The following is a 20090-nucleotide window of genomic DNA, read 5'->3' as shown; positions in this document are numbered from 1 at the left end:
GCGTGGGCGGCAGCCAGCCCTGGACCTACACCCTGGACAACACCCGGGCGCAGGAACTCGCCGAGGGCCAGACCGTCACCGAGACCTTCAGCATCTCCGTGAGCGACGGCCAGGGATCCACCCCGTCGCAGACGGTGACGATCACCATCACCGGCACCAACGACGACCCCATCGTCACCACCTTCAGCGACGGTGCGGTGACCGAAGACGCCACTTCGCCCGAGCTGAGCACCATCGTGTCGGTGAACTTCAGCGACATCGACACCCGCGATGTCCTGAGCTACAGCCAGACCAAGACCAGCGGCTCCCTGGGTGGCACGCTCAGCCTGCTCAGCAGCGACGACAGCGGCACCACCGGCAATGCCGGCTCGGTGAGCTACACCTACCGCGTGGCCAACAGCGCCACACAGTTCTTGGCCGCAGGCCAAACCGCCACTGAGACCTTCACGATCACCGCCAATGACGGCAACGGCGGCATGGCCAGCCAGGTGGTGACCGCGACTGTGACGGGCACCAACGACGAAGTCGTCCTCACCAGCGCCACCCAGGCCGGTACGGTGACCGAAGACGCCGACCTCAGCGCCAGCCCCAGCGACAGCCTGGTGGCCAGCGGTGCGGTGACCTTCAGCGACGTGGACCTGGCCGATACCCACAGCGCCACCTTCTCCGGCACCGCGGTCTACGGCAGCTTCACGCTCGGCATGCTCACCGACACCGCCAACGGCGTGGGCGGCAGCCAGCCCTGGACCTACACCCTGGACAACACCCGGGCTCAGGAACTCGCCGAGGGCCAGACCGTCACCGAGACCTTCAGCATCTCCGTGAGCGACGGGGACGGCTCAATCCAATCGCAGACGGTGACGATCACGATCATCGGCACCAACGACGATCCCATCGTCACTTCCAACGGAGGCGGCGCCACCGCCATGGTCCCCGTGGCGGAGAACACCTCAGCCGTCACCACCGTCACGGCCACCGATGTGGACGCGAGCGATGTGCTGAGCTTCGCCATCAGCGGGGGGGCCGATGCCACCCGCTTCACGATCGATGCCACCACCGGGGTGCTCAGCTTCGTCAATGCGCCGGACTTCGAGCAGCCGTTGGATGTTGGCGCGGACAACGTCTACGAGGTTCAGGTCAGCGTCCAGGACGGCAAGGGTGGTCAGGATGTGCAGGACCTGAGCGTGACGGTGACGGATGTCGGCGACACCCAGCCGCCGGGGGTGGACCTTTCGGCCATCGCAGCGGGCGTGGGCGGCTTCGTGATCAACGGGCAGGCTGCGTTTGACTACAGCGGTCGCAGCGTGAGCGCCGCAGGCGATGTGAACGGCGACGGCCTGGCCGACCTGATCGTGGGGGCCTACCGCAGCGACCCCAGCGCCGGCTCCGATGCCGGCCGCAGCTACGTCGTCTTCGGCCAGAGCACAGGCACCGAGGTGAACCTCAGCGCGGTGGCGATGGGTGTAGGCGGCTTCGTGATCAACGGGCAGGCAGCGAATGACTTCAGCGGCATCAGCGTGAGCGCCGCAGGCGATGTGAACGGCGACGGCCTGGCCGACCTGATCGTGGGGGCCGACCGCAGTTACCCCAGCGATAGCGTATTTGCCGGCCGCAGCTACGTCGTCTTCGGCCAGAGCACGGGCACGGAGGTGAACCTAAGCGCAGTGGCAGGAGGCACGGGCGGCTTCGTGATCAACGGGCAGGCGGCGGATGACTTCAGCGGCCGCAGCGTGAGCGCTGCAGGCGATGTGAACGGCGACGGCCTGGCCGACCTGATCGTGGGGGCCTACCGCAGCGACCCCAGCGCCGGCTCCGATGCCGGCCGCAGCTACGTCGTCTTCGGCCAGAGCACAGGCACCGAGGTGAACCTCAGCGCGGTGGCGATGGGGGTGGGCGGCTTCGTGATCAACGGGCAGGCGGCGTATGACCTCAGCGGCCGCAGCGTGAGCGCTGCGGGCGATGTGAATGGCGACGGCCTGGCCGACCTGATCGTGGGGGCCTTTCGCAGCGACCCCAACGCCGGCGTCCTTGCCGGCCGCAGCTACGTCGTCTTCGGCAAGAGCACGGGCACCGAGGTGAACCTCAGCGCGGTGGCGAGTGGTGTGGGCGGCTTCGTGATCAACGGGCAGGCGGCGGTTGATTTCAGCGGCCGCAGTGTGAGTGCCGCAGGCGATGTGAACGGCGACGGTCTGGCCGACCTGATCGTGGGGGCCTACCGCAGCGACCCCAGCGCCGGCTCCTATGCCGGCCGCAGCTACGTCGTCTTCGGCCAGAGCACGGGCACGGAGGTGAACCTCAGCGCGGTGGCGACGGGGGTGGGCGGCTTCGTGATCAACGGGCAGGCGGCGGGTGACTTCAGTGGCATCAGCGTGAGCGCCGCAGGCGATGTGAACGGCGACGGCTTGGCCGACCTGATCGTGGGAGCCGACGGCAGCGACCCCAGCGCCGGCTACGACGCCGGCCGCAGCTACGTCGTCTTCGGCAAGAGCACGGGCACAGAGGTGAACCTCAGCGCGGTGGCGACGGGGGTGGGCGGCTTCGTGATCAACGGGCAGGCGGCGTATGACAACAGCGGCCGCAGCGTGAGCGCCGCAGGCGATGTGAACGGCGACGGCCTGGCCGACCTGATCGTGGGGGCTGACCGCAGCGACCCCAGCGCCGGCTCCGATGCCGGCCGCAGCTACGTCATCTTCGGCAGCACCAGCGGCGCATTCGAACAGACCGCCTTCGACCAAGTGGGCACCGCCGCAGCCGAGACGCTGACCGGCACGGCGGCTGAGGACAACATCGCCGCCGGGGCCGGCAACGACACCCTGGTTGGCAACGGCGGGGCCGACGTGCTTTACGGCGGGGCCGGCAACGATGTGTTCCAGCTCAATGCCAGCAACCTCGCAGCGCTGAGCAGTGGCCTCAGCAACGGCAACCTGGCCCGGGTGGATGGTGGCAGCGGCATCGACACCATCCAAGTGGTGAGCGGTGGGGTTGCCCTCAACCTGGCCACCATCGCCAACGTCGGCAACAACGGCGGCATCGGCTTCGGCCGCATCGACAGCATCGAGCGCATCGACCTGACGGGCAGCGGCAACAACAGCCTGAGCCTGCAACTGCGCGATGTGCTGGACATGGCCGGGCACAACAGCTTCAACAGCGGCAATGGCTGGAGCGGGCTGGGGGCCGAAGTGAACCGCCATCAACTGGTGGTGGAGGGCAATGCCGGCGATGCCGTCAACTTCGACGCCGGCTGGACCCGCTCGGGCACGGCCAGCCTGGGGGGCCAGAACTATGTGATCGTGAACCACAACAGCAGCGCGGCGCAGGTGCTGGTGCGTGAGGGCGTGGGCCTGAACAATGTGCAAGCGCCCCGGGTGGACCTCTCGGCCATCGCAGCGGGCGTGGGTGGCTTCGTGATCAATGGGCAGGCGGTGGGTGACCAAAGCGGCTTCAGCGTGAGCGCTGCGGGCGATGTGAATGACGACGGCCTGGCCGACCTGATCGTGGGAGCCTTCGGCAGCGACCCCAGCGCCGGCCCCAATGCCGGCCGCAGCTACGTCGTCTTCGGCAAGAGCACGGGCACGGAGGTGAACCTCAGCGCGGTGGCGGGGGGGGTGGGCGGCTTCGTGATCAACGGGCAAGCGGCGCTTGACTCCAGCGGCCGCAGCGTGAGCGCCGCAGGCGATGTGAATGGCGACGGCCTGACCGACCTGATCGTGGGGGCTGACCTCAGCGACCCCAGCGCCGTCTTAAATGCCGGCCGCAGCTACGTCGTCTTCGGCAAGAGCACGGGCACGGCGGTGAACCTCAGCGCGGTGGCAGCCGGTGTGGGCGGCTTCGTGATCAATGGGCAGGCGGCGGGTGACTACAGCGGCCGCAGCGTGAGCGCCGCAGGCGATGTGAACGGCGACGGCCTGGCGGACCTGATCGTGGGGGCTGACCGCAGCGACCCCAGCGCCGGCTCCTCTGCCGGCCGCAGCTACGTCGTCTTCGGTAAGAGCACGGGCACGTCGGTGAACCTCAGCGCGGTGGCAACCGGTGTGGGCGGCTTCGTGATCAACGGGCAGGCGGCCCTTGACCGCAGCGGTATCAGCGTGAGCGCCGCAGGCGATGTGAACGGCGACGGCTTGGCGGACCTGATCGTTGGGGCTTACGCCAGCGACCCCAGCGCCGGCCCCTCTGCCGGCCGCAGCTACGTCGTCTTCGGCAAGAGCACGGGCACCGCGGTGAACCTCAGCGCGGTGGCGGGGGGGGTGGGCGGCTTCGTGATCAACGGGCAGGCGGCGAATGACCTCAGCGGCTTCAGCGTGAGCGCCGCAGGCGATGTGAACGGCGACGGCTTGGCCGACCTGATCGTGGGGGCCTACCGCAGCGACCCCAGCGCCGGCCCCGATGCCGGCCGCAGCTACGTCGTCTTCGGCAAGAGCACGGGCACCGAGGTGAACCTCAGCGCGGTGGCGGGTGGCACGGGCGGCTTCGTGATCAACGGGCAGGCGGCGTATGACCTCAGCGGCCGCAGCGTGAGCGCTGCAGGCGATGTGAACGGCGACGGCCTGGCCGACCTGATCGTGGGGGCCGACTTCAGCGACCCCAGCGCTGGCTTCGAGGCCGGCCGCAGCTACGTCGTCTTCGGCAAGAGCACGGGCACCGAGGTGAACCTCAGCGCGGTGGCGGCGGGCACGGGCGGCTTCGTGATCAACGGGCAGGCAGCGGGTGACTTCAGCGGCCGCAGCGTGAGCGCCGCAGGCGATGTGAACGGCGACGGCCTGGCCGACCTGATCGTGGGCGCCGACCGCAGCGACCCCAGCGCCGGCACCGATGCCGGCCGCAGCTACGTCATCTTCGGCAGCACCAGCGGCGCCTTCATCCAGACCGCCTTCGACCAGGTGGGCACCGCCGCTGCCGAAACGCTGACCGGCACGGCGGGTGAGGACAACATCGCCGCCGGGGCCGGGGACGACACCCTGGTTGGCAATGGCGGGGCCGACGTGCTCTACGGCGGGGCCGGCAACGATGTGTTCCAGCTCAATGCCAGCAACCTTGCAGCGCTGAGCGCCGGCCTCAGCAACGACAACCTGGCCCGGGTGGATGGTGGCAGTGGCATCGACACGATCCAAGTGGTGGGCAGCGGGGTTGCCTTCAACCTCGCCAGCATCGCCAACGTGGGCAACGACGGTGGTGTCGGCTTCGGCCGCATCGACAGCATCGAGCGCATCGACCTGACGGGCAGCGGCAACAACAGCCTGAGCCTGCAACTGCGCGATGTGCTGGACATGGCCGGGCACAACAGCTTCAACAGCGGCAGCGGTTGGAGCGGGCTGGGGGCAGAAGTGAACCGCCATCAACTGGTGGTGGAGGGCAATGCAGGCGATGCCGTCAACTTCGACGCCGGCTGGACCCGCTCGAGCACGACGGCCAGCCTGGGGGGCCAGAACTATGTGATCGTGAACCACGACAGCAGCGCGGCGCAGGTGCTGGTGCGTGAGGGCGTGGGTCTGAACAATGTGCAAGCGCCTCCAGTGGACCTCTCGGCCATCGCAGCGGGCGTGGGCGGCTTCGTGATCAACGGGCAGGCGGCGGTTGACTTCAGCGGCTTCAGCGTGAGTGCCGCAGGCGATGTGAACGGCGACGGCCTGGCCGACCTGATCGTGGGAGCCAACGGCAGCGACCCCAGCGCCGGCTCCGATGCCGGCCGCAGCTACGTCGTCTTCGGCAAGAGCATGGGCACCGAGGTGAACCTCAGCGCGGTGGCGGGGGGCACAGGCGGCTTCGTGATCAACGGGCAGGCGGCGCTTGACCTCAGCGGCTTCAGCGTGAGCGCCGCAGGCGATGTGAACGGTGATGGCCTGGCCGACCTGATCGTGGGAGCCTTCGGCAGCGACCCCAGCGCCGGCTCCGATGCCGGCCGCAGCTACGTCGTCTTCGGCCAGAGCACGGGCACGGGGGTGAACCTCAGCGCGGTGGCGGGGGGCATGGGCGGCTTCGTGATCAACGGGCAGGCGGCGAATGACCGCAGCGGTATCAGCGTGAGCGCCGCAGGCGATGTGAACGGCGACGGCTTGGCCGACCTGATCGTGGGGGCGCCCGATAGCGACCCCAGCGCCGGCTCCTATGCCGGCCGCAGCTACGTCGTCTTCGGCAAGAGCACGGGCACCGAGGTGAACCTCAGCGCGGTGGCGATGGGGGTGGGCGGCTTCGTGATCAATGGGCAGGCGGCGTTTGACTACAGCGGCCGCAGCGTGAGCGCTGCAGGCGACGTGAACGGTGACGGCCTAGCCGATTTAGTTGTCGGTGCATTCGCCAGCAACCCCATCACCGGCCCCGACGCTGGTCGCAGTTACGTCGTCTTCGGCAAGAGCACGAGCACGGCGGTGATCCTCAGTGCAGTGGCAGGAGGCACTGGCGGCTTCGTGATCAACGGGCAGGCGGCGAATGACCTCAGCGGCTTCAGCGTGAGCGCCGCAGGCGATGTGAACGGCGACGGCTTGGCCGACCTGATCGTGGGGGCCTACCGCAGCGACCCCAGCGCCGGCACCGATGCCGGCCGCAGCTACGTCGTCTTCGGCAAGAGCACGGGCACCGAGGTGAACCTCAGCGCGGTGGCAGGCGGCACGGGTGGCTTCGTAATCAACGGGCAGGCGGCGAATGACCTCAGCGGCCGCAGCGTGAGCGCCGCCGGCGATGTGAACGGCGACGGCCTGGCCGACCTGATCGTGGGGGCCTTCCGCAGCGACCCCAGCGCTGGCTTCGAGGCCGGCCGCAGCTACGTCGTCTTCGGCAAGAGCACGGGCACCGAGGTGAACCTCAGCGCGGTGGCGGCGGGCACGGGCGGCTTCGTGATCAACGGGCAGGCAGCGGGTGACTTCAGCGGCCGCAGCGTGAGCGCCGCAGGCGATGTGAACGGCGACGGCCTGGCCGACCTGATCGTGGGCGCCGACCGCAGCGACCCCAGCGCCGGCACCGATGCCGGCCGCAGCTACGTCATCTTCGGCAGCACCAGCGGCGCCTTCATCCAGACCGCCTTCGACCAGGTGGGCACCGCCGCTGCCGAAACGCTGACCGGCACGGCGGGTGAGGACAACATCGCCGCCGGGGCCGGGGACGACACCCTGGTTGGCAATGGCGGGGCCGACGTGCTTTACGGCGGCGCCGGCAACGATGTGTTCCAGCTCAATGCCAGCAACCTCGCAGCGCTGAGCACCGGCCTCAGCAACGACAACCTGGCCCGGGTGGATGGTGGCAGTGGCATCGACACGATCCAAGTGGTGGGCAGCGGGGTTGCCTTCAACCTCGCCAGCATCGCCAACGTGGGCAACGACGGCGGCATCGGCTTCGGCCGCATCGACAGCATCGAGCGCATCGACCTGACGGGCAGCGGCAACAACAGCCTGAGCCTGCAACTGCGCGATGTGCTGGACATGGCCGGGCACAACAGCTTCAACAGCGGCACGGGCTGGACTGGGCTGGGGGCCGCGGTGAACCGCCACCAACTGGTGGTGGAGGGCAACGCCGGCGATGCCTTGCGGCTGGGCAGTGGCTGGAACACCAGCAGCACGGCCAGTCTCGGCGGCCAGACTTATGCCATCTGGAACCATGCCAGCAGCGCTGCGCAGGTGCTGGTGGCGACCGGGGTGACCGTGTTGCCGGACGCGGCGGAGCTGGGCGCGTTCTGATCGCCAAGCGGCCGGCTCACCTGAGCGGGTGAGCCGGCCGATGGATCCGCTTGGCGCGGGCTGCGTAGGCTGCAGGGCTTGAAGGCAGCGCGCGAGCGACTTGAAGCCTGCTGCGGGAGGGTCTGCCTTCCTGGGGTAGCTTGCGTGGGGTCGGGGCGGTCTCGGGGCTTCGGCCGATCAAGCTGGTCGCTTGAGGTGGCGCACCTCCGGGCTTGAGAGTACGTGCCGGGGCGATGTGTCCGGCTGGGATGCTGTTCAAGCTGCCCAGCCTGCCTTGCCCTCCATCGGCACAAAGGACTTGATGCAGTGCGCCACCACGCCCCAGATCTCCAAGGTCTGCCCCTCGCGGGGCTCGATGGCGGGATAGCTGGGGTTGGCTGCCAGAAGCCGTGGTCGGCCTGCCCGGAGTTCCAGCCGCTTGACGGTGAACTCTCCATCGAAGACGGCCACCACCACCATGCCGTGGGCTGGGCGGATGGCCCGGTCGACAACCACGGTGTCGCCCTCGTCGATGCCGGCCTCCCGCATGGAGTCTCCGGCCACCCGCATGACGAAGGTGGCCTCCGGGTGCCGGACGAGGACTTCATTGAGGTCGATGCGGGGCGCGCCCTCATCCAGGGCTGGGGAGGGGAAGCCGGCCCGCAGGGTTTGGTCAAGCTGCCAGACCGGGCGGGGTGCAGCGTCTGGCTGCAAAGGCTGCGGATGAAGGGGGGGGCAGGAGGCTGTACACCTATCCAGTTTACGGAGGCGGGGCGGATTCGGGCCCGGGTGCGGAACCATCCGCGCGCGCGGAGCGGATGCCGGATGTCCGGGGTGCCCCCCCACTTGGGCCGTCCGCGGATGAAAAAAAGCCCAGCACAACGGCTGGGCGAAGTTCCCGAGAGGGACACAGGGGACGAGGGGACCGGGCCGGGGTGGAGCGACTCCCCCGGCCCGGAGCATTCAGCGGGTCTGCGTGGCCGAGGGCTCCTGGCCTTGCGCACCCTCACCGGCGAACTGCGCCGGGGCTTGGCGGGCTTCACTGGGCATGCCGACATCGATCAGCATGTCGCCCTTGCTTTGGAAGCCACCCGCACGCAGGCAGCTATCGCCGGTTCAGTGGGTCCGAAGCGACGTCCTGCGGTGAGGAGACTGTCGAGTCCGGGGGTGAAGGCCAGGGACGCTGGGGCGTGAACTGGTTGTGCCTGATTGAGCAGGAAGGCAATGGGAGCTGCGGTCGGTCTGGGCAGCAGTCTTGGCGCGAGGAAGACCGCGTGACGCGGGCAACGTCGTCGCCGAGGGCGGTCGTCAGAAAACCCTCGCTCGCTGGCGCATCTTTTTTTTGGGGGGTTCTTTGGGGGGCGGCCAAGCGAAACGCTTATAAACTATTGATTTATAAGGCTTCTTGGCGGAAGCTCAGGGATTCGAACCCTGGAACCCTTGCGGGTTGCCGGTTTTCAAGACCGGTGCAATCGACCACTCTGCCAAGCTTCCGAGCAAGCCGCGCAAGGGCACGGCTGGATCGGGGCGGATTGTGTCACCGCGAGGCCGCGGCACCTGGCGCGCAGGCCTGCGGGCAGTCGACTTGCACGATGCGGCGGGCGCCGGGCGTCAGGCAGGCCAGGCTGAGCCGGCCGCCCCAGACGCAGCCGGTGTCCAGTGCGAGCAGCGCGGGCCGGTCGATCAGGCCCAGGGTGGACCAGTGGCCGAAGGCGATCGGCGTGCCGGCGCTGGCCCGGCCCGGCACCTCAAACCAGGGCAACAGGCCGGGCGGGGCCCGGTCGGCACTTTCCTTCAGCTCGAAATCCAGCCGGCCGTCGGCCACATGCACGTAGCGGATGCGGGTCAGGGCATTGACGGCATAACGCAGGCGCTCGTCGCCGCGGCGCTGCGGATCCCAGAGGTCGGGCTGCTTGCCGTACATCACCGCGAGGAAGTCGCGCCAGTCCGGCGCGCGCAGGCGCTCGGCCACAGCCTCGGCTTCGCGCAGGGCGATCTCGGCATCCCAGGCGGGCGGCAGGCCGGCATGCACCATCAGCCAGCCGCCGGCCTGAAGGGCCAGGGGCTGGTGGCGCAGCCAGTCGATCCAGCGCGGCGCCTCGGCATCGGCCAACAGGGGGGCCAGGGTGTCCTGCCGGTGCGGGCGGCGCATGCCCTGGCTGAGGGCCAGGGCATGCAGGTCGTGGTTGCCGAGCAGGCACTGCACCGCATCGCCGAACGCGGCCAGCATGCGCAGCGTGCCCAGCGAATCGGGCCCGCGGTTGACCATGTCGCCCAGCACGACGAGGCGGTCGCGCGAGGGCGAGAAATCAACCCGCTGCAAAAGTTGCGACAAAGCGGTCGCACAACCCTGGATGTCACCGACGGCATAAAGCATGGACCGATTGTGAGCGGCGCCACGCCCCGGAGCCGGCGGGGCTGGCATCATCCGGGCCGCGGCAGGATCCCACGGGCGGTCCGGCCCAAGCCCCATCGAACGTTCTTGCCCTGGAGATCTGGATGAACCCGACCCCGACGCTTTACATGCAGCCGCAATTGCTCGACCGCAATCAGCACCGCGGCAAGCGCTTGCAGCCGGTGGCGGATTGGTCGGTTGCCGCGCGCATGACGGCGGTGCCGGTGGCATCCAGCGAGTTTCCGGAGCTGTGCAAGGAATACCTGATCGGCTTCGTCACCGCGCCGGCCGCCGCCGGCCAGCCCGGTGCGCAGCCGACGGTGGCGCCGGTGGTGGTGCTGGGCCTGCGCGATCAGGAGAATCTGTTCGTGGCCGAGGACGGCAGTTGGGATGCGCGCTACCAGCCCGCCTTCCTGCGCCGCTATCCCCTGGGCTATGCCGCCACGGGCGAGAACCAGCGCAGCGTGATCGTCGACACCGCCTGGCCCGGCTTCAACGAGCAGGCCGGCGAGCTGCTGCTGCAAGACGACGGCCAGCCAAGCCCCTGGCTGGCGCAGCAAATGAAGTTCCTCGACGCCTTCGAAGTGGAACTGCAACGCACCCGGGTGCTGTGCAACGTGCTGGTCCAGCATCAGTTGCTGAAGTCGGTGAACCTGGACGTGACCCTGCCGGGCGGCCAAAAGCAGACCGTCGCGCAGATCCAGGTGATCGACGAGACCAAGCTGCGCGCCCTGCCCGAGGCCACCCTGGCCGAGCTGCTGCGCAATGGCGCGATCGGCCTGATGCATGCGCACCTGATCTCCACCAGCAATGCCGTGCGCCTGACCGAGCGGCTGAGCCGGCGGCAGGCGGCAGCGCGCGGCTGAGCCCGCCCGCCACCCAGGCACGGGGCTGTCGGCCGCCCGCAACGCCGCGGAAGCGGGCCGTCACGGGCCGCTGCCGATAATCCAGGCTCTGGAATCGGTCCCTCCGGTTCGCCCCTTGCTTCCGGACCCGTCGATGTCGAGCACCTTGAAGGCCCTGATCCGATTGATGCGGCCCCATCAGTGGCCGAAGAACGCCTTCGTGCTGGCCGGTGCCTTCTTCACCCACACCTGGGACGAGGCCGCCACCCTGCAACGCGTGCTGGTGGCCACCCTGGCCTTCTGCCTGGCATCCAGCCTGGTCTACCTGCTCAACGACTGGGTCGACCGCGAAGCCGACGCCCGCCACCCCACCAAGTGCCGCCGCCCGCTCGCCAGCGGCCAGGTCGGCGCGAAGGGCGCGCTGGGCCTGGGCCTGGCACTGGCAGCCGGCCTGCTGGCCTGCGTGATCGGCCAGCCGGTGCTGGCCCTGCTGATCGGCCTCTACCTGCTGATCAACATCGCCTACTCCTTCAAGCTCAAGCATGTGGCGGTGATCGACGTCTGCCTCATCAGCGCCGGCTTCATGCTGCGCCTGCTGGCGGGTACGGTGGCGGTGGGCATCCCGCCCTCGCGCTGGCTGCTGGTCACCGGGCTCTTCGTCACGCTCTTCCTCGGCTTCAGCAAGCGCCGGGCCGAGGCCTCGCATGACGCCGCCTCGCAGCGCCGGGTGATGAAGCAGTACAGCCTGCCGCTGCTCGACACCTATGTGGCGATGGCCATGACGGCCACCCTGGTCACCTACGGCCTCTACGCCACCAGCCCCGAGACCCAGGCCCTGCACGGCGAGCGCCTGGTCTACAGCCTGCCGCTGGTCGTCTTCGGCATGCTGCGCTTCACCCAGCGCGTGCACGGCGGCCAGGGCGAGGACGCAGCCTCCGACATCGCCCGCGACCCCTGGCTGATCGCCGCCCTGCTGGGCTGGGCCGCGGTCTTCGTGATCGGGCGATGAGGGCGGTCGACGAGCACGCCGCAAGCCGCGAGGACCGCGCCACCCCCCGCCCGCGCTGGCTGCGCCTGGCCGGCGCTGCGGCCCTGGCGGCCAGCCTGTACGCCCTGGTGCTGGGCCTGTGGCAGGCCGATGCGCTGGCCGCCGCCTGGGACAAGCTGCGCCCCGGCACCGTGCTGGCCGTGGTCGGCCTGTGCTGGCTGAACTACCTGCTGCGCGGCTGGCGCTGGTGGGCCTGGCTGGCACAGAATGGCTGCCGCCTGAAGCTACGCCGCGCGATGCGGCTGTACCTCTGCGGCTATGCCTTCACGGCCACGCCGGGCAATGTCGGCGAGGCGCTACGCGGCACCTGGGTGCGGCCGGGCGAGCCGATGCGCGCGCTGGGCATCTTCGGCGCCGAGCGTCTGGCCGATCTCTTCGCCCTGCTGCTGCTGAGCCTGGCCGCCGCCCCGGTGCTGTGGCCGGCGCTGCGCGGCCGCCTGAGCGACTGGGGCAGCCACCACCGCGAGGAAATGCTGCCGCACATGATCGAGCTGCTGGCCTTGGCCGGCGACGGCGTGCTGCTGGCGGTGCTGCTCGGCCTGTCGGCCCTGCTGATGGCCGGCGGCCTGGCCCTGATCCTGAGCCTGCGCCGCTGGTGGCCGACCTGGCTGGCCGAGGCCGGCCGCTGCCTGCGGGTGCGGCCCTGGCGCTGGCTGCTGAGCACGCTGCTGGCCTGGGGCGGCCAGGGCCTGGCCGTCTGGCTGCTGGCACGCGATCTGGCCCTGCCGCTGGACCTGGGCCTGGCCACCGGCTACTACGCTGCGGCGATGGTGGGCGGTGCCGTCAGCGCCCTGCCCGCCGGCCTGGGCTCGATGGAAGCGCTGCTGACGGCCCTGCTGGTGGCCAGCGGCGCCGCGCTGGCGCCCGCCCTGGTGCTGGTGCTGCTGGTGCGGCTGTTCACGCTCTGGCAGGCCATCGTGGCCGGCGCGCTCATCCTGGCCTGGAGCCTCTTCGTCCTCAAGGATCCGCGGCTGCATTGAGCGGCCCGCCGCCGCCCGTCCTCCATCCGCCCTGCGCATGCACGCCCTGCCCCTGTCGACCGACCCTGCCACCCCCGCCCGCCGCTGGGGCCCCTGGCTGCTGGCCGTGGGCCTGGGCAGCCTGCTGCTGCGCGCGTTGATCGCCTGGAAGCTGCCCATCACCGGCGACGAGGCCTTCTTCTGGTGGTGGGGTGTCTACCCCGACTGGGGCTATTCGGACCACCCGCCCATGGTCGGCTGGTTCAATGCCGCGCTCGGTCGGATGCTGGGCGACTCGACCTTCGTGATGCGCCTGCCGGCCGTGCTGCTGCCGCTGCTGGTCGGTGGCGCCATCGGCCTGGCGCTGCGCGGCCTGGACCGCGAGCGCGCCGCCGTCGCCGTGCTGCTGTTCTGGCTGACGCCGATCGGCCTGCTGCAAGTGCTGATGACCACCGACATCCCGCTGGCGCTGTGGAGCGCGCTGTCGGTGGCCGTGCTCTGGCAGGCCGAGCGCCGCGCGCGGCTGGACGGCCGGGCGCTCGCGCTCTATGCCCTGGCCGGTCTCTTCCTGGCCCTGGCCTTCCTGTCGAAGTACTTCGCGGTGCTGCTCGGCCTGGCCTACCTGGCCCACTTCGCGCTGTTCCGCCGCGAGCGGCTGGCGGGCTTCGCGCTGCTCCTGCTGGTGGCCCTGATCGGCCCGGCCCTGCACCTGGCCTGGAACCAGGCGCACTGCTGGCCGAACGTCATGTTCAACCTGATCAACCGCAACGAGGGCGAGGTCTTCGAGTGGCGCAAGCCCGGCCTCTACCTGGGGATGATGGTCTACCTGCTGACGCCGGGCGCGGCCTGGCTGGCCTGGCGCGAGCGTGGCCGCCTGGGCGCCGCACTGGGTGCGCACCGGCTGCTGGCCTGCGTGGTGATCGTGCCGCATGCGGTCTTCGCGCTGCTGGCCTTCAAGAAGGTCATCGGCCTGCACTGGGTGCTGGCCTTCTACCCCTTCCTCTTCGCGCTGCTGGCCTTTGTGCTGCCGCGGGCGGCGCTGCGCAAGGCGGTGATCGCAGTCGCCGTGTTCGGCGGCCTGCATGTGCTGGCCGCGCTGGGCGTGATGGCGAGCTCGCTGGCGCACTGGCAGCGCAGCAGCCTCTACCCCTCGATCGTGCGTTCGGTGAAGACCAGCGAACTGCTCGCCCAGGTCGAGGCGCCGGGCGTCATCGTGATGGCCAGCGCCTTCACGCCGGCCTCGATCTACGGCCATGCGCGGCGCCACTACATGCCGGTCTTCGGCACCGGCAAATTCCATTCGCGGCAGGACGACCAGCTTGTCGACTTTGCCGACTTCGAAGGCCACACCCTGCGAATCATCGTGGGCAACAAGCCGGTCGACCCGGCCCGCTATGCCGACTTTTTCGACCAGGTGCGGGCCTTCAGCGTGCAGCAGGACGGTGCCACCTTCCATGTCATCGAAGGCCAGGGCTTCCGGCTGGCGGCCTACCGCCTCGGCGTGCTGGCCGAGATCGACCGGCGCTACTACCAGATCCCCCGCATGCTGCCGATGAGCGACTGCGCCTTCTGCCAGCGCCTGTGCGGCGCCGTGCGCTGCAGCGGTGCCGAGCCGCCGGTGCCCGTGCCCGCCCTGCCGCCCGCGCAGGCGCCGCGCGCGCCGCTGCGCTTGGCCGAAGCCCTGCGTGCACCGGCCGTGCCTGCCCAGGCGCCGGCTTCGGCCGCGCCGGAAGGCGGTGCCGAATGAAGGCCGCATCCGCCTCGGCCGCCGCAGCCGCCGCCGCCCGCGACCCGGCGGGTCCGGTGGTCGCGGCCTTCGACTTCGACGGCACCCTGACCCGCGGCGACAGCCTGATCCCCTGGCTGCGCGGCGGCCTGGGCATGGCCCGCCTCGGCTGGGCCCTGGCCCGGACCAGCCCGGCCCTGGCCGCCTGGCAGCTCGGCCGCATCAGCAACGAGGCGGCCAAGCTCGTGCTGCTGCGCCACACCGTGGCCGGCCGCAGCCGCAGCGAGCTGGCCGGCTGGACCGATCGCTTCCTGCAGCAGACCCTGCCCGGCCTGCTCGATGCGCGCGCCCTGCGGCGCCTGGCCGCCCACCAGGCCGCCGGCCACCGCTGCGTGCTGGTCAGCGCCTCGCCCGAGGTCTACCTGGACGCCGTGGCCCGCCAGCTCGGCTTTGACGCCCTGCTCTGCTCGCAGCTCGACTGGCAGGACGAACGCGCCAGCGGCCGCTTGCGCGGCGCCAACTGCTACGGCGAAGAGAAAGTCCGCCGCCTGCAAGCCTGGTGGGCCGATCGGCCCCCCTCGGTGCTCTGGGCCTATGGCGACACCCGCGGCGACCGGCCCATGCTGGCCCTGGCCGACCACGGCATCTATGTCGGCAAGCCGGACGGCCGGGCGCACTACGAGCGACTGCCCGGGCTCACCGGCTGAGCCTGGGAAACGGGCCTGCCGGTCCCTCAGGCCGCGACGGTCTTGAACACGGCGATGGCCTCGGTCAGCCGCTGGGCCTGGGTCTGGAGACTGGCCGCGGCCTCGGAACTTTGCTGAACCAGGCTTGCGTTCTGCTGGGTGGCATCGTCGAGCTGGCTGACGGCGGTGTTGACCTGGTCGATGCCCGCGTTCTGCTCGCTGGAGGCCTGACTGATGTGCGAGATGAGCTTCGTGACCTGGGACACCCGGTCGACGATGTCGCTCATGGCACGACCCGCATCGTCGACCAGCGAGCTCCCTGCCTCCACCGTCTCGACGCTGGCCTGGATGAGCTGCTTGATCTCCTTGGCCGCCTCCGCGCTGCGCTGGGCAAGGCTGCGCACCTCGCTGGCCACCACCGCAAAGCCCCGGCCCTGCTCGCCGGCACGCGCTGCTTCGACGGCGGCATTCAGCGCGAGGATGTTGGTCTGGAAAGCGATCCCGTCGATGGTGCCGATGATGTCGCCGATGCGCCGCGAGCTGCTGCTGATGTCCGACATGGTGTCGACCACCCGGCCCACCACCTCGCCCCCTCGGCTCGCGGCACCGCTGGCCTCGGCGGCCAGCCGGGTGGCGTTGTGCGCGGTCTCGGTGTTGTTGCGCACGGTGGCCGTCATCTGCGACATGGAGGCAGCGGTCTGCTGAAGCTGCGCCGCAGCCTGTTCGGTGCGCGTGCTCAGGTCGCCGTTGCCGCTGGCGATCTCGTCGCTGGCGCGCCGCACGCCACCCACCTGCTCGCCGACGTCGTCGACCAGGGACTTGAGGTTCAGGCCCGCCTGGTTGATCGCGCGCATGAGCATGCCGATCTCATCGATGCGGTTGAAGTGCAGGTTCTGCCCGGCCTGGCCCGCAGCGACGCTCTGCGCCTGGGCCAGCACCTGGCGCAGCGGCCGCACGATCTGGGCATTGAGCACCCAGATCTTCAGCGCGGTACCCAGGGCGAGCACGCCGGCCAGGCCCAGCATGCCGCCGCCGTCCAGCCCGAAACCATGGGCGGCCAGCAGGGCCAGGGTCGAGATCAGCATCAGCGGCAGCGCCAGGCGCCAGGCGATGGGCAGGGTCTGGCCGACCGAGCGCCAGGCCATCAGGCCCCGGTGCACGATGAGGCCGCGGTGGAAGACGCGGCTGCCGGCGCGCCCCTCCCGGAAGGCACGGTAGGTGGCCTCCGCCTGGCCGACCTCGTCACGGCTGGGTCGGGTCCGGACCGACATGTAACCCACCATGCGCCCGCCGCGCACCACCGGCGTGGCATTGGCGCGCACCCAGTAGTGATCGCCATCCTTGCGGCGGTTCTTGACCAGCGCGGTCCAGGACTGGCCGGACTGCAAGGTCTTCCACATGTCGGCGAAAGCCTCGCGGGGCATGTCGGGATGCCGCACCATGTTGTGCGGCTGGCCCAGGATCTCGTCGCGCTCGAAGCCGCTGACCTTGATGAAGGCCTCGTTGGCGTAGGTGATGTGGCTCTGCGTGTCGGTGCTCGACATCAAGGTGGCATCGGCCGGGAAGTCGTATTCACGTTGCGTGACGGGCAGGTTCTGGCGCATGACGTTCCCTTCGCTTGTCCAAGACAAGCCTGTTTCGGACGTCGCGCAGGAACCTTGAGGACGGGCCGCAAGGGAGGGGCCTCCGTCCGGGCAAGCCGAGAACTTCTTCTCGGCTTGCCGCGTCGCGGGATCTCGCGCCTGCACCCAGCCTTGCGGAGTCCGGAGGTTGCAGCCTGGTCTGGCCTGAACGGCTCCGCGCTGCCGACTTCGAATCCGGCAGCAGCCCCAGGCGGCAGGCCCTCGGCATCGAAGGGCACCAGGGCTGGCTCAAGCTGGGGGGGCCATGTCTGCCGTGACGCGGCCATCGGCCTGCAACTCGGGCTCGATGATGGCTGTCATTGTCTGCAAGCGGATGCGCGGCTTGCTGGTGAGTCCCGCATCGTGCGCATACCGGGCAAAGCAGCGCGCGCCGTTGCCGCATTGCTCCACCTCGCCCCCATCGGCGTTGATGATGCAGTAGGTGAAATCAACACCAGGGGCGGCCTAGCCGGGCTCGACGATCAGGATCTGGTCGACCCCGAAACGGTACTGGGCTTCGCTCAGGTCAAGGCGATGCTGTGATGCGGTGCGGGATTCCGGGCTGGACCGTCCCGGCGCATCCCGGTCAGGCCTGAGCCGACCCCACGAACAGACGGGGCGAGACCGAGTGCGCGGGTTTGCGCACTGGCGAATCAGCGAGTTAACGTTGCTTAGCGTTGCGTCCTCCCGCACTGTTTTGCAGCCGGGCACGGCGTCGAACCTGGGATGTCCTGCAGGCCGGCGCCGCGCTCGACGGACCCGTGCGAAGGCGCGGCCTCGAACACTGGTCGACCGACCGCCGGAACTGGAAACCCTTGAAAGGAGCATGGCAATGAAGCTTTCGAAATCGGTGCTGGCGGCAGCCCCCTCGTCGTCGGCACGGGCCTGGCGCAGGCTGCGCTAGTGGACGCAGGGTGGGTTGCATGAGGCTGCTGCGAATTGAGCCCCACAACGCGGCACCAGTCGGGCTTGGCGCTTCGCCCACGGTCCCGGCGTCGACCTGCCGCGCCGTCATCCGCGAGCCGGACGACTGCAAGGACCGCGGGCTGGATGCGTGGCCGTCATTCCCCCCCCCACGACAAAATCCCCCCCGAATCAGGGGTTTGCCCCCACCACCAGTTTGACAACTGCGGACGCCTTGCTGGCCTAACATTTTCCGCTGGACGGTGTGGCGCAACCGCAGTGGTCTGGGTGCAGGCCGAAACGGCCCGCCAGCGTCAGCCGCAGCGGTCGATCGACCAACCACTGAACCATACGAAGGAGCCATCATGGGCAAGAAAATGAACAAGGCGGAGGTCATCTTTCCGCTGAACGACAAGAAGGTTGCGCCTGCGGCTTTCGTCTGGATGCATGCCGAGAAGGCCATCCTTGAGAAGATCGGCGACGACAACGCTTCGTCCATCCAGAAGAAGGGTGCACTGGAAGCGGTGCTGAAGGCCAGGGAGGACAAGGAACTCAAAGAGGCGTACATCAAGGTCGGCCCCCTCGAAGGTGCGGAGCACCTCTATCTGCGCATCAAGGCCAAGCGTCTCTTCAAGGACTACGAAGACGACTATGTCCTTGTCAAGGACTACAGGCAGATGATCGTCAAGCGGGCCGAGGGGCAGAAGCAGCTCCAGGAGTTCATCGCCAAGGAGCAGGCTCCCATGATGGATGTGGATACCAGCAGCATCTCGAAGAATTTCAAGGCGCTGGAAGAACACACCAAGGGCCGCGAAGAAGGCCTCAGGCTGGTTAAGAAGTTCCTCGAAGACTTCAAGCCCTACGTCAAGCAGATGCAGGAACTTCGCGAGGGTGGTCGGGGCACGTTGGAGAAGAGCCGGCTCCTCGCGCAGACCGTCACCCAGAAGGAAACTGAATTTGCCAATGGCGACTTCATCAAGGGGCGTGGTGCGCTGGACCGCCGGATCGACAGTGCTCTGGACCAAGTGCCCGAGCTGAAGTCGGAGGTGAAGAGTCTGCGCAAGCGGGCCGCGGTCGCGTTCGACGGCGGCATGCGCGTGATGGCGGAAATCCGGGACATTCGCGACCAGGTTCTGTCGGAACAGCAGGAACACGAACTCGAGATGGAGCTGGCCGGAGCGGAGTTCCTCAAGAGCGACGAATTGCGGCTCAAGCAATTGGAGGTGCTGAAAGTGCAGGTCGGCGCTCTCGTCAATCACGGAACCGTGACCAAGCTGAAGAGCTGGTCGATGATCGAGCGGTTGACGGAGGCGGGAATCCCTGCCATGCGCAACACAGGCGATGACAAGGGCTATCTCGGCTACAAGGCCAAGCGCGACGAGTGCGCCGAGGCATTCCAGTTCGCCGCCACCCTGCTGCCCCGGGTCGCCACCCTGCAGAAGCGAATCGCCTTGCTGATGAAGGGTGATCCGACGCCGGGACCCAAGGCAGCGAAGGCGATCCAGGAGGAGTTCTCACGCCTGAGCCCTGTCTCCGGAATCCTCAAGGATGCGCCAAGCGAGCGCGTGAAATTCGAAGAGATGGTCCGCATCTGCGACAAGAAGTGGGGGAGTCTCGTCGAGGAGGACTGACGCCCGACCCCGGGCGGATCAGGCCGCAGAATCGAAGGCAGCCCCGGGCGCCTGCCCGGCCATCCCGCGGCACTTCTTTCGGAGCCGCCCAGATGACGACCACACTGGTCCGCAACGGCCGCGTGATCACCGCAAGCGACGACTACGTGGCCGACCTGCTGCTCGATGGCGGCGTGGTCCGGCAGATCGGGCTGAAGCTCGCGGTGGGCGCCGATGTCGCGGTGGTAGATGCCACGGGCCTGTACGTGCTGCCCGGCGGCGTCGACACGCATGTGCACCTGGAAAACGTCATCGGCCACATCGTCACCTGCGAACCCTTCGCCAGCGGCACCAAGGCCGCGGCTTTCGGCGGCACCACCAGCGCATAGGAAATTCAAACGCCCCCCCAAAGTCCGACGAGCAGACTGGACCGCGGCCAGCCAGGACGGGCCGTCCGCGGACGTCCGCGGCAGTCAGATCGTGAGATCGTGGCTGCGGCGCCCGTTCGGACCGCCTCGCCGCTCCCCCTGGTGACCTGCAACCCGCCATCCGTACCAAGGCAATAGAGAAGAATCCGCGCAACCGACAGGAAGCGCGATGCGCAAGAGCAGATTCACAGACGAGCAAGTCATCGGGTTCATCAAGCAGGCCGA

At 69.0% G+C, this 20090-nt stretch carries 11 protein-coding genes, 1 tRNA gene and 1 pseudogene; 8 read left to right on the top strand and 5 right to left on the bottom strand.

Annotation, left to right across the window (positions count from 1 at the left end; translation table 11 throughout):
- The first annotated feature begins 2 nt into the window (after positions 1–2).
- Positions 3–7664 (top strand): VCBS domain-containing protein, encoded by a 7662-nt coding sequence (locus JI742_RS13710; RefSeq protein ID WP_350309686.1) that lies wholly within the window; start codon positions 3–5, stop codon positions 7662–7664.
- 255 nt (positions 7665–7919) lie between these two features.
- Here the strand turns inward: JI742_RS13710 and JI742_RS13705 are convergent, their stop codons facing one another.
- From JI742_RS13705 to JI742_RS13695, 3 genes are all read right to left on the bottom strand, one after another.
- Positions 7920–8357, bottom strand: a complete 438-nt coding sequence (locus JI742_RS13705; protein WP_236677102.1) for a LexA family protein — start codon at positions 8355–8357, stop codon at positions 7920–7922.
- Positions 8358–9049: 692 nt separating this feature from the next.
- Positions 9050–9137 (bottom strand) — tRNA-Ser (locus JI742_RS13700).
- Between the two features lie 43 nt (positions 9138–9180).
- Positions 9181–10020 (bottom strand): symmetrical bis(5'-nucleosyl)-tetraphosphatase, encoded by an 840-nt coding sequence (locus JI742_RS13695; RefSeq protein ID WP_201828060.1) that lies wholly within the window; start codon positions 10018–10020, stop codon positions 9181–9183.
- Between the two features lie 122 nt (positions 10021–10142).
- Here JI742_RS13695 and JI742_RS13690 point away from each other — a divergent pair, with 122 nt between their 5' ends.
- From JI742_RS13690 to JI742_RS13670, 5 genes are all read left to right on the top strand, one after another.
- Positions 10143–10904: a SapC family protein gene (locus JI742_RS13690; protein ID WP_201828056.1), complete on the top strand. Its 762-nt coding sequence runs from the start codon at positions 10143–10145 to the stop codon at positions 10902–10904.
- A 133-nt stretch (positions 10905–11037) separates the two neighbouring features.
- Positions 11038–11892, top strand: a complete 855-nt coding sequence (locus JI742_RS13685; RefSeq protein ID WP_201828053.1) for a decaprenyl-phosphate phosphoribosyltransferase — start codon at positions 11038–11040, stop codon at positions 11890–11892.
- A complete protein-coding gene (locus JI742_RS13680; RefSeq protein WP_201828050.1) occupies positions 11889–12911 on the top strand; it encodes a lysylphosphatidylglycerol synthase transmembrane domain-containing protein in 1023 nt (340 codons plus the stop codon). Before JI742_RS13685 ends, JI742_RS13680 begins: the two co-directional genes overlap by 4 nt.
- A 37-nt stretch (positions 12912–12948) precedes the next feature.
- Positions 12949–14637, top strand: coding sequence for an ArnT family glycosyltransferase (locus tag JI742_RS13675; RefSeq protein ID WP_201828047.1), 1689 nt, complete (start codon positions 12949–12951; stop codon positions 14635–14637).
- Positions 14634–15323, top strand: a complete 690-nt coding sequence (locus tag JI742_RS13670) for an HAD-IB family hydrolase (protein ID WP_201828044.1) — start codon at positions 14634–14636, stop codon at positions 15321–15323. Before JI742_RS13675 ends, JI742_RS13670 begins: the two co-directional genes overlap by 4 nt.
- A 26-nt stretch (positions 15324–15349) precedes the next feature.
- On the opposite strand, the gene JI742_RS13665 is transcribed toward JI742_RS13670, so the two are convergent.
- Entirely contained in the window at positions 15350–16906 is a 1557-nt protein-coding gene (locus JI742_RS13665; protein ID WP_201828041.1) for a methyl-accepting chemotaxis protein, read from the bottom strand.
- A 227-nt stretch (positions 16907–17133) separates the two neighbouring features.
- Positions 17134–17449 (bottom strand): annotated as a pseudogene (locus JI742_RS13995) (diaminopimelate epimerase); the annotation flags it as partial.
- Between the two features lie 743 nt (positions 17450–18192).
- Between JI742_RS13995 and JI742_RS13655 the strand changes: the two are divergent.
- Positions 18193–19458 carry a hypothetical protein gene (locus JI742_RS13655; RefSeq protein ID WP_201828038.1) on the top strand — a complete coding sequence of 422 codons (1266 nt, stop codon included), beginning with the start codon at positions 18193–18195 and terminating at the stop codon, positions 19456–19458.
- 92 nt (positions 19459–19550) lie between these two features.
- Complete coding sequence (locus JI742_RS13650; protein ID WP_201828035.1) at positions 19551–19826, top strand: hypothetical protein; 276 nt, start codon at positions 19551–19553, stop codon at positions 19824–19826.
- Positions 19827–20090: the final 264 nt, after the last annotated feature.

Origin of the sequence: Piscinibacter lacus (genome assembly GCF_016735685.1) — a bacterium.
Lineage (GTDB): Bacteria > Pseudomonadota > Gammaproteobacteria > Burkholderiales > Burkholderiaceae_C > Aquariibacter > Aquariibacter lacus.
The sequence above is the reverse complement of the archived record's forward strand: the minus strand, read 5'-3'. Positions and strand labels throughout refer to the sequence as shown.